At 67.5% G+C, this 11705-nt stretch carries 4 protein-coding genes; all 4 read left to right on the plus strand.

From position 1 onward, the window contains the following. The first annotated feature begins 94 nt into the window (after window positions 1-94). The gene (locus IZV00_RS17695) at window positions 95-1852 is read left to right on the plus strand and encodes a ShlB/FhaC/HecB family hemolysin secretion/activation protein (RefSeq protein ID WP_196226923.1); all 1758 of its coding nucleotides are present in this window, start codon (window positions 95-97) and stop codon (window positions 1850-1852) included. Then, window positions 1852-8268 (plus strand): histidine kinase, encoded by a 6417-nt coding sequence (locus tag IZV00_RS17700; RefSeq protein ID WP_196226924.1) that lies wholly within the window; start codon window positions 1852-1854, stop codon window positions 8266-8268. The genes IZV00_RS17695 and IZV00_RS17700 overlap by 1 nt, the downstream gene beginning before the upstream one ends. A gap of 143 nt (window positions 8269-8411) precedes the next feature. Further along, the gene (locus IZV00_RS17705; RefSeq protein ID WP_443020087.1) at window positions 8412-9734 is read left to right on the plus strand and encodes a multiheme c-type cytochrome; all 1323 of its coding nucleotides are present in this window, start codon (window positions 8412-8414) and stop codon (window positions 9732-9734) included. A 47-nt stretch (window positions 9735-9781) separates the two neighbouring features. Next, window positions 9782-11704, plus strand: a complete 1923-nt coding sequence (locus IZV00_RS17710; protein WP_196227509.1) for a heme-binding protein — start codon at window positions 9782-9784, stop codon at window positions 11702-11704. The last annotated feature ends 1 nt before the right edge of the window (window position 11705 follow it).

Genomic DNA, 11705 nt, shown 5'->3' on the forward strand with positions numbered 1-11705 from the left:
CGCAGCGACAGGGACGACAGGCTATATGGCCGCTCCCGTCGCACTTTGGGGGAATGAGACGGCTATGGGGTTTCAGGGGGCAGCAACATCCCGCATGACGGGGCGTGCGCAATGGCGGATGGCTTTGGCATTGACTGCCTTGGCGCCAATGCCCGCAATGGCGCAGGTCGCGCCGCGCGCACCCACGCGGGAGGAGCTGTCCCCGGGGCAGCAGGCCGCCGACGTCGCGGGCGAAGGAAGCCGTCTGACCGTCGAGGGCGGCGTGGAACGGGCGCCTTGCCCCCTGGCCGATCCGCGCTTTGCCAATGTCACCGTGAACTTTGCCGATGTGCAGTTTGACGGCCTTCGCGGCGTGGACGCAGCCATCCTGAAGGACAGCTGGGGCGATCTGGCGGGGCGCGACGTGCCTATCGCCAGCCTGTGCGAAGTCCGCGACCGGGCCGCGACGGCGCTGCGGCAGCTCGGCTATCTGGCGGCGGTGCAGGTCCCGCCACAACGGATCGAAAAAGGCGGCACCGTCCGTTTCGACATATTGATGGCGCGGCTGGTCGCTATTGAGGTGCGGGGCGATGCGGGCCGGAGCGAACGGTTGATTGCCGCGCATATGGAAGCGCTCAAGGGGCAACCGCTGTTCAATGTGCATGAGGCGGAACGGCACCTGCTGCTGGCGCGCGATCTGCCGGGCTATGACGTGCGGCTGGCGCTGCGGCCCGCCGGGACGGCGCCGGGCGAGGTCATCGGCGAAGTGCAGGTGGTGCGTCGCCGGGTGGAGATGGACGTCAATGTCCAGAACCTTGGAAGCAATGCGGTGGGCCGCTTCGGCGGCCTCGCGCGGGTGCGCTTCAACGACCTGACCGGGATGGGGGACAGCACAGTCCTCAGCATCTTCAACACCGTGCAACCGAGCGAGCAGACGGTATTGCAAGCCGGGCACAGCATGGCGCTGGGGAGCGACGGGCTGCGGCTGTCGGGCGACTTCACCTATGCCTGGAGCAAGCCCGATATTGACGGGCTGGACCTGTCGTCCAAAACGATGATCGCTTCGGCAGCGCTGTCCTATCCCCTGGTGCGGCGGCAGGTGCACACGCTGGTGGCGAGCGGCGGACTGGACGTGGTCGATCAGGACCTCCGCATCGGCTCTCTGCCCTTGTCGCGCGACCGGCTGCGCGTGCTGTTTCTTCGGCTGGAGGGAGAGGCGATTGATGCCGACAGCCTGGGGAGTACGACCGGCTATTCGGCGATCGAACCCAGATGGCGGATCGGCGGTAATCTGGAGCTGCGCCACGGACTCGCTGGGCTGGGGGCGAGCGAGCCCTGCGGCAGTCAGGTGGCCTGCATTCCGACGGGACAGTTGGACGGAGACGCCTCTGCTTTTCTGGTGAGGGCAGGGGTACAGGCGGAATATCGTCCCACTCCGAAGCTGACCTTCGCGCTGTCGCCCCGCGCGCAATATAGCCCGGACCCGCTGCTGTCCTATGAACAGATGAGCGCGGGCAATTATACGGTCGGGCGCGGCTATGATCCGGGCACGCTGACAGGGGACAGCGGCGTCGGGTTCGGGGCGGAGGTTCGCTATGGGCGGATCACGCCAAAGGGGCCGGGCGCGATCGCGGTGCAGCCTTTCCTTTTCTTCGACGCGGCGTGGATGTGGCGCCAAAGCAGCGTCTTTGCCGGGCTTGACCCGCAAAAGCTCTACTCGGCCGGTGGCGGGGTGCGGGCAACTTGGTCCAATCATGCGCGGCTAGACCTGACGCTGGCAACGCCGCTGCGGCGCGCGGGGTTGCAGACGGAGCGGGGGGACACGCGGTTGCTCTTGTCGGTCAGCACTCGAATTCTGCCGTGGAGGCGTTAATGTCGAAAAAGCGTAGCAAATCCTGGCTTTTGACCCTGTTGGGCCGCTCCAGCGCGGTTGCGCTCGCGGTGGGCTGCGGCGCTGGCGTGGCGCAGGTCAACAAGGCCTTTCAGGGCAGCTATTCGGTACAATCAGGCGATGCCTTTGTTTCGCAGGGATCATCCGCCGGGACCGACACCATCTCGTTGAATTCGTCTGAGGCGATTATCAACTGGACGCCTGATGATACGAGCGGCACCGGCCCGATCGACTTCCTGCCCCAGAATAACACTGTCGTCTTCAGTGGTTTCAGTGACTTCACTGTCCTGAACCGTATCCTCCCGGTGAATGGCAGCGGCGTGTCGGTTTCGCGAATGATCGAGCTTAACGGCACGGTGCAGAGCCAGATCAACGGCAGCACGGGCGGCAAGGTGTGGTTCTACGCGCCGGGCGGGATCGTGGCTGGTCCTAACGCCTTGTTCAATGTCGGGTCGCTGGTGCTGACCAGCAACGACATCGACACGACCGGCGGGCTTTATGGGAGCGGGGGCGAGATCCGTTTTCGCGGTCCCAGCAACGCCCTGACATCGGTCGAACTGAAACCGGGCGCGCAGATCAACGCGCTGTCGAGCGGCAGCTATGTCGCGCTGGTGGCGCCGCGCGTGGTGCAGGGGGGGACGGTGGCCGTCAATGGCGCGGCTGCCTATGTTGGCGCGGAGGCTGCGGACATCAGGATCAACGGCGGCCTGTTCGACATCAGCATCAGCGCGGGCACGACCGACGCTAATGGCGTGGTGCATACGGGCAGCACGGAGCGGCCGGGCGCGACGGTCACCGATGCGCAACATGTCTTCATGGTCGCGATGCCGAAGAACCAGGCGTTGACGATGCTCTTGTCGGGCAATGTCGGCTATGACGCGGCGGCGAGCGCGGTGCAGGTGGACAGCGCGGTGGTGCTGTCGGCTGGTTATGACCTGGCGAACGGCGCGATCGGGCCGCGCAATATGACGGGCACGGGCGAGGCAAGCGTCAGCATTGGCGGCGGGACCTGGCAGCCGGATGTGACCGGGCAGGCGACCGGCAATATCGTCGTTCAGCCAAGCGCTGCCGCGAACTTCGCGAACCTCAACCTGACGGCGGAGCGAGCGATTACGCTGCAATCGGGAGCTGCGGGAGCCATAGCGGCAACCGGCACCATGGACCTGAAGGCGGGTGAGGCAATCACCGTGCGCGCCGATCAGGGCGGCAGCATCAGCGTTGGCGGCAACATGAACCTGACCACAGGGATTGGCGGCACGGGCGGGACGATCGACGTCCTGACCTTTGGCGGCAGCGCCTTGCCAACAGGCAATGGGCAGATCGACGTTACCGGGACGATGCAGCTGGATGCCAACGCCTATGGCTTGGGAGGCATCAGTTTTCCGGTACTGGCCGGAGGCGACGCGACGGGTGGTGCGATCAACGTCATCGCGGCGGGCGGTTCGATCAGCGCGTCTAGCCTGCTCGCCCATGCCGATGCGACCGCCGGGGCCGGCAGCGACAGCGCGGGCAATGCGATGGGCGGAGCCATCACCGTATCGGCACGAACCGCAGCAGGACCGAGCGGGCCGCTGGCGGGGGGGATCGATTTTGGCACCATGTCGTTGAGTGCGACCGCCGGGGTCGAATATAGCTTTCCCGTCCCCGCCGTCACGGGCGGCAACGCGACCGGCGGAACGATAAACGTTTCGGCGGCGGGCGGCAGCATCACGACCGGCTATTTTGACATATATGCCAATGCGACAGGTGGCGACTCCATCGCGGTGGCGGGCACCGGCACGGGGGGCGGCATTACCCTGTCGGCCAGTGCGGCGAACGGCTTGCGCGGCAGTTTCGCGGCCGATTGCACCTCTTATTGCAACATCACCGCCGATGGCCGGGGCGGCTATGGCGCGAACGGAGCGAATGGCACGGGCGGGTCGATCCTGATCCAGGCGACCGACGCGAGCTTTGTGGCGGATGGCAGTCTGTATCTGCACGCGAAAGGCGTTGGCGGGGAAACGGCATCTTTTGACGGCGTTGCTGGCACAGGTGGCGATGGGCTGGGCGGCAGCATAGCGGTGGAGAGCCGGGCCGGTGCACAGGGAAGCGCGGTGATGCGCTTTGGCACCTTGTTTGCCTATGCGGACGGCGTCTCTACCGAGAATGTCGAAGGGACGACCTACAACGAAGGTGATGGCGGGAATGGCACCGGCGGCACGGTGAACCTGCTCGTCGCCGGAGGCAGTTTCGATGCCACGATCCTGTCGGCGGGCGCTTATGGTCGAGGCGGAGCATCTTCTGTGAACTGCCCGTCATGCGGTGACGGCGTCACGCCGTTTCAGGCTGGCAGCGGGCAGGGCGGATCGGTCCAGTTTCTGATGACCGGCGGCACCGCCAACATCGCCAGTCTGGAACTGGGCGCGGGCGGCATCGGCGGCGAAGCGGTCGCGGCGAATGCCAGCGATGAAGTGACCAGCCTGGCCGGTACGGGCACTGGAGGCACGGCGATATTGGAATCGCGCGGCGGCGTGCTGAATGCCGATAGCATTTCAATCGAGGCCAATGGCGCGGGCGGCGGCCCCGACCCCTATTATTCCTTCTACTCCTATAACGGTCCCAATGGCGCGGACGGCGGCGCGGGCATTGGCGGCACGGCCCGGTTGCTGATGGGCGCGGGCGGCACCGGCCAGATCGTCGTGACCGGAGAGCTGGGCATCCGGGCGCGGGGCCATGGCGGTGCTGGCGGTGAAGCAGGATTCGGCTCACCCGGCGGCCTTTATACGGCAGGCGCTGGTGGCAATGGCACGGGCGGCACGGCGGAACTGACGCTGGCGAGCGGAGCGCTGACCGCGCCATCGCTGCTGGTGTCGGCGGAGGGTATCGGTGGCGCTGGCGGCAATAACAGCAGCGATGGCGCGGGTGGCGCGGCAGGCAAGGGCACGGGCGGCACGGCGCGCGTCGCTTATCTGAGCGAAGGCCATGCCATTGGCGCGTTGAACGTGTCAGCGTCGGGCGAGGGCGGCCAAGCGGGGATCAACCGCTACATCAATGGCTTTGATCAGGTCACAGGCGATCCAATCTATGCCTATGGACCCGGCCAGGGCGGTGCGGGTGGCGCCGGAACGGGCGGCACGGCGGATATGCTGATCGATGTCGATCCCGGCTTTGCCAGCCTGATCGTCAGCGCCGACGGTATTGGCAGCGCGGGCGCGGATAGCGCCAGCAGTGGTGCGGGCGGCACCGGAACGGGCGGCACCGCGGCGCTCAACATCGGCTTTGGCGCGACCAGCGTCAGCGGCGAGCTGCGCGTGTCGGCTTCCGGCTTTGGCGGTGCTGGCGGGGTGGCGTCCAGCGGAGCGGCGGGCCGGGGCGGCGATGCCTTTGGCGGGGCGGCGACGCTGGGCCTGACCGGGGCATCGACCTCCCTCGACGCAGGAGACATCGGCGTTCTGGCCGAAGCGTTTGGCGGCGCGGGCGGCATTGGCGCGTTCCAGAGCGGGCTGGGCCTTGCGGGCGCGGATGGCGGTGACGCGCAGGGCGGGACCGCGCTGTTCGCGGTGAACGCCGGGGCGAGTGCGGTGACCGGCGCGAACCTCCTGTTGAGCGGTGATGCGACCGGCGGCGCGGGTTCGGCCGGGATCGACGGGCTGGCCGGTGGCGCAGGCGGTTCGGGCGGCAATGCGGCTGGCGGGTCGGCGACATTGCAGATCGACGGCGGAAAATTGCGTGTAAGCAACAGCTTTTCGACGCTGCCCGCCTACAGCATCACGGCGGTTGGCCAGGGCGGCGCGGGCGCCGATGGCGGCGTTGCGAGCGACCCGGCGCTGGCCGATGGCGCGGGCGGCAACGGTGGAGCGGGCGCGGGCGGTGTCGCCTCCTTCGAAGCGAGCGATGGCGATTTCCTGCTGGGGCCGCTTTCCATCATCGCGGACGGCGCGGCGGGACTGGCTGGCGTGGGCGGGATCGACGGCCTGACGAGCGGGGGAACGGCGTCCCTCACCAATGGCGGCAGCGTCGCGCTGGGCGCGGGTGTGCAGCGGCAACTGGCTTCACTGGCGATGACCGCCAACGGCGGCGCGGGCGGCCGGATCAGCTTTGCCGACAGCAGCAGCGCGGCGGGCGGCGGCCTGCGCGTGGCCGGGCCGATGACATTGCATGCGGTGGGCAAGGTGGTGCCGGGCTTCACCGGCATCAGCTTTGCCGCGTCGGGCAATGTGGTGCAGGTCGATGGGGCGGCCGATTTCCTGACGGAAGGGCCGCTGTCCTTTGCCTTCAACGGCGGCGGCGCGCTGGCGGTGACGGGCGCGCTGACCGGCTATTCGGGGACGAGCATCGCGTTCAGCCATGCCGGACGGGCGGCAGGCACGGACAGCCTGTCGGCGGCCAGCATTGCGCTCGACACGCCGGGCGGCATCAGCGCGGCGGGCGCATCGCTGCGTTCGGCGGGACTGCTGACGATGTTGGCGCGCGGTGGCGACATCGCCCTGTCAGGCGGCAGCGCTCTGACGGCTGGCGGTGACCTGCGGCTGTTTGCGCAGGGTAGCATCGATGGCGCTGGCGGCGACTTGCTGTCCGGTGGCCGGGCGGCGATCGGGCTGGGCGGCGCGGGCGGCATCACACTGGGCAACCTGTCATCGGCCGGGCTGCTCGACATGGCGGACGCGAGCGGCAATGCGCTGGGCGGATCGGGCATCGCGATCGGCGGCGATTTCGTGATTGGCGGTACGCTGACGATCGGCGCTGGCAGCGGGACCCTGTCGGCGGCACGGATCAACATCGGCACGCTGAATGCGGACAGTCAGACGTTGACCGCGACGGGCGGATTGCAGATCGGCAATGCGGTTACCAGTGGCGACCTGATCGTCGACGGCAGCCTGCAACTGGGCGGCAGTGACATTGGCGGCCTGTTGCAACAGCGCGGTGCGGCAGCGCAATTTGGCGGACAGGTGCTTGCCGGGGCGATCGACATCGACGCGGACAGCATCAGCGGCGCCGTGATGACGGCGCGGACGGGTGATTTGCTGCTGCGGTCGATTGGCGCACTCAACATTGCCGATGCGCAGGCGGCGGGCGACATCTCCATGACCTCTGGCGGTGCGCTGACCATCGGCAATGCGGTGGCGGGCGGCTCGTTGGCCCTGAACGGATCGGGGATCAGCGCGCAGGCTCTGGCTTCGGGTGGCGCCGCGACTCTGGATGCGGGCGCGGGTGATCTTGTGGTGAATGATCTGCTGGCTGAGGGTGCGATCACGGCGCTGGGGCGGAACATCAGCCTGGGGTCGAGCGGCGGGATGGCGATCGCCAATGCTGTCGCAAGTGGCGATGTGTTGTTGAATGCCGCCGGACTGGTGGCAGTGAACGGCCAGGTCAGCGGGCAGGCGGTGACGATCGGTTCCGGCGACATCGCGATTTCGGCCAATGGGCAAGTGAGCGCGGCGGGGCTGTTGCGCTTCGATGCGCTGGGCGCGCAGGCGTTCATCGGCGGTGGCGACGCGACGGCGGGCTACAGCCTGTCGGCGGCGGAACTGGGCCGTGTATCGGCAGGCGGCATTGCGATCGCGGGCGCGGGGGATGTGGCCGTGCGCGACCTGACGATCGGGACCAATGTGCTTCCGGGCGACGGCGTGATGAGCATCGGCGCGGCCGGCCTGTTGCGTGTGCAGGGCGCGGTGGCGATGACCGGGCGGACGGGCGTTGGCGGACTGACGCTGACCGCCGGAGACGCGCTGGAGGTGATCGCGGGGCTTGGGTCCGTCGCGATCAGTGATGGCAATGGCGGGCTGGGCGGCGTGCTGACGCTTGACGCGCCGTCCATCTACGTCGCGACGGCGGAGGCGATTGCCGATGTGCGGGCGGCGGACTCGCTGACGGCGCGGGATTTGCGGCTGGCGCAGAATGACGGGCTGGCGCTGGATGCGGGGATGTTGCAGGCGGGGACTATCCGCCTGGCCGCGACCGACGGCACCTTCATCCAGAATAGCGGGCTGTCGACCAGCTTTGCCGACCGACGCGGCTTTACCGCCAACAGCCTGATCATCAGTAGTGGGAGCGCAAGTCCCCAGATCGCGATAAACGGGCGGCTGGCGTTGGCTGGCGGGAATTTTGCGACCGGGCTCGACACGATCCCGCTGGTGGCGATCGATGGAGGTTATGCTGCCGGATCGAAGATCAACGGCTGCTTCCTCTTTGGGTCCTGCACCACGCTGAGCTTCGATAATCGGGAAACGTTCGACGGCTTGCTCGATCCCACGGTGGCGGTGTCGCGCATCTTCCCGGCGGCGCTGATCGAGTTGCGGGATGTCGTGACGCAGGGCTTTCCTCCGCTGATCGACGAGCCGGTGACGGGCGCGGGCAATGAGGATCTGTGGGATCGCTCATGCGGCGAGCCGGGCGAACCGGCCTGCGATGCGCAATAAGCGGAAAGATCAAGCGAAACGGGATTGAAAGGGTGGCGCGGACGCGGCTAGAGCGATCGCGCGCAAGGGGGCGTATGATGGGGGGCTTCAGAAGCTACGGAGTGAGCAGGCGGGCGGCTGGCATGGTGGTGCTGGGCGCGGCGATGCTGCTCGTTCTGCTGCTGTGCGCCTTGCCGGGCGGCGGCCGGGCGGCGGCTGACGCGGCGCCGGTGACGCGCGGCTTTACCGGCGTTGCCTCCTGCGCGGGTTCTACCTGTCACGGGCGGATGGAAGGCGACGGCAAGGTCGTGCGCCAGGATGAGCTGATGCGATGGCAGGAGCCTTCGACCCCCGGTGGTGCGCATAGCCGGGCTTTTGCCGTGCTGTCCGGCACGCGCGGTCGGCAGATCGCGGCGACACTGGGGCTGGGCGATGCGACGGCGGCGCCTGCTTGCCTAGGGTGCCATTCGACTCCGGCGGCGGGCACACGGGTGCTGGCGAGCGATGGTGTCGGGTGCGAAGCGTGCCACGGCGCGGCGGGGGGCTGGATCGCGTCGCACTATGCCGTCGGGGCGAGCCATGCGTCGAACGTCGCGGCGGGGATGATCCCGCTCGACCGGCCGCAGGCGCGGGCCGCTGTCTGCCTCGATTGCCATTTCGGCAGCGACCGGCCGGGCCAGTTTGTCGATCACCGCATGATGGCGGCTGGCCATCCGCGTGTCTCGTTTGAAATCGACCTCTTCTCTTCCATGCAGGCGCATCATGACGAGGATGCCGACTATGCACGGCGCAAGGGGCGGACGGACAGCCTGAAGCTGTGGGCCGTGGGTCAGGCGATGGCGGTGGAGCGGGCGCTGAGCCTCTATGCCAGCGCGAAGGGGACGGAAGGGGCTTTTCCCGAATTTTACTTCTTCGATTGCCAGAGCTGCCATCGGCGCATTTATGACCAGGCGGAGCGCAGCAAGACATGGGAAGCGAACCCCGGACGGCCGATCCCGGCGGGCATGCCGCCTTTCAATGACGAGAATATGATCATGCTGTCGGCAGCGGCCAAGGTGATTGCGCCGGGTGCCGCAGCGCGGTTCGATGCGGATAGCAAGGCTTTCCATGCCGCCATCGCGCGGGACCGGGGTTTGGCAGTCGCGGCGGCTGGCAAGCTGGCGGCGAGCGCAGGCGCGCTGGCCAATGGCTTTGCGGGGGCAAAGACGAGTGGCGACATGGCGTTTGCCATCGTCAGCGAGATAGCGGGCGGAGCGATCAGCCCGCGCTTCACCGATTATGAAGGGTCGGTACAGGCGGTAATGGCGGTCGACACCTTGCTCAACAGCATGGTGAAGTCGGGCCGCGTGACCATGGGCGCAGCGGCAGGCATAAGGGCGGACATCAACCGCGCCTATGCAGCGGTCAAGGAACCCAACAGTTATCAGCCCGCAGCATTCCGGTCGGCGCTGGGCAGCGCGGCGCGCAGTATTGGAGCATTGCGGTGAGCGGATTGCGGCACAGATTGAGCGCGTTCGCGGCGCTGTCGGCGTTGATGCTGGCGTCTTGCGGCGGTGGCGGCGGCAGCAGTGGCGGAAGCGGCGGGTCGCCCACCCCGACCCCGACACCCACGCCGACGCGCCTCTATGCCGATCCGGCGCAGGAGGCGCTGACCGTCGCCGATGTTGAGAGCGTCGTCGCCCATGCGGCGGCCGAGGCGCAGGCGCGCAGTCTGCCAGCGGTGATTGCTGTTACGGATCGCGTAGGCAATGTGCTGGCGGTGTTTCGGATGAACGGGGCGCGGGCGACGGCCACGACCAGCGCCGCGCCCAACGGGCAGAATATAGACGCACAGAATCTGACCGTCCCGGCTGAGGCGGGCGCGATTTCCAAGGCGATTACCGGGGCCTATCTGTCGAGTGGGGGCAATGCCTTTTCGACGCGCACGGCGAGCATGATCGTGCAGGAACATTTCCCGCCCGCTCCGGGGACGGTGGGGCTGGAGAGCGGGCCGCTGTTCGGGGTGCAGTTCAGCCAGTTGCCCTGTTCGGACCTGTCGGCGCGCTATGTGTCGTCGGGTTCACAAGCGATGATCGGGCCGAAGCGGTCGCCGCTGGGGTTGGCGGCCGATCCGGGGGGCTTTCCGCTTTACAAGAATGGCGTCGTTGTCGGCGGCGTTGGGGTGATGGCGGATGGGGTCTATGGATCGGACCCTGATGTCACCGACACGGACAATGATCCGGAAGAATATATCGCGCTGGCCGGGACGCTGGGGTTTGAGGCGCCGGATAGCATCCGTGCCAACCGCATTTTCGTGGACGGCACGTCGCTGCGCTATTCGGACGCGGCCTATTCGGGCCTGATCGCCAGCGGCGGGGCGAGCTTTGCGGCGATCAATGGCAGCGCCGGGTCGCTGGTCGCGGTGCGCGGCTATTATGGCCAACCGGCGCCGATGGTGCTGGCGGGGGTCGCCTATGGCAGCGAGCTTTCGGGCGTGCGCGCTTCGCGGGTGGCGGAATTTTCCAATCGTGACGCCTTTGTGCTGACGGACGGGTCGGGGAATAATCGCTTTCCGATCCGGGCGGCGACCGATGCCGGGGATGTGGCGCAGCCGCTGACCGCCGCAGAGGTGACGGCGGTGCTGGAGGAAGCCTTCACCATCATGAGCCGGGCGCGGGCGCAGATCAGGCAGCCGCTGGACAGCCGGGCGCAGGTGACGATCAGCGTTGTGGATACGCGCGGCGCGGCGCTGGGGATCGTGCGGTCGCCCGATGCGCCGATCTTTGGCACCGATGTCAGTTTGCAGAAGGCGCGGACGGCGGCGTTCTTCTCCGGCGCTCATGCGGGGCAGGACCTGCTGGCGAGCAGCAGCGCGGATGTGGCGGCGTTCGTGGGGAAGGCGCGGACCTTCCTCAATGATCCGGCGGCGCTGACGGGCACGCATGCCTTTACCGATCGGGCGAATGGTCTGCTGTCGCGGCCTTATTTTCCCGATGGCGAAGTGGGGCGGCCCAATGGGCCTTTCTCGCGGCCGATCACGCAGTTCAATCCTTTCTCGACCGGGCTGCAATCGGCCTTGGTGGTGGGCGATCTTGCCGCGCATCTGGCCTTTGTGACGGGGGCGAGCGCGACCGACACTCCGCAGCGTTGTTCGGCGGTGACGGGCGTGGGCGCGGGCAATCGGGTGCAGAATGGCATTCAGATCTTTCCCGGCTCCGTGCCCATTTATCGGGGCGGCGTGCTGGTGGGCGCGATCGGTGTGTCCGGCGATGGCATCGATCAGGATGACATGATCAGCTTCCTGGGCGCGCATGAGGGCGGCCAGCGCGGCGGCGGCATCGGCAATGCGCCCGCCGCGATCCGGGCGGATCAGATTGTCGTGGATCTGGGGAGTAGGACCGTGCCGTTGCGCTATGTCCAGTGTCCTATTGCGCCATTTCTTGACACCTCTTCTCAAAATGTTTGCAGGGGGCTTTGAG

The organism is Sphingobium sp. Cam5-1 (assembly GCF_015693305.1).
Lineage (GTDB): Bacteria > Pseudomonadota > Alphaproteobacteria > Sphingomonadales > Sphingomonadaceae > Sphingobium.

Bases quoted from the DNA above. Each gene is read 5' to 3' on its own strand.
- IZV00_RS17695 (WP_196226923.1), top strand. From the start codon at position 95: ATGACGGGGCGTGCGCAATGGCGGATGGCTTTGGCATTGACTGCCTTG.
- IZV00_RS17700 (WP_196226924.1), top strand. From the start codon at position 1,852: ATGTCGAAAAAGCGTAGCAAATCCTGGCTTTTGACCCTGTTGGGCCGC.
- IZV00_RS17705 (WP_443020087.1), top strand. From the start codon at position 8,412: ATGCTGCTCGTTCTGCTGCTGTGCGCCTTGCCGGGCGGCGGCCGGGCG.
- IZV00_RS17710 (WP_196227509.1), top strand. From the start codon at position 9,782: ATGCTGGCGTCTTGCGGCGGTGGCGGCGGCAGCAGTGGCGGAAGCGGC.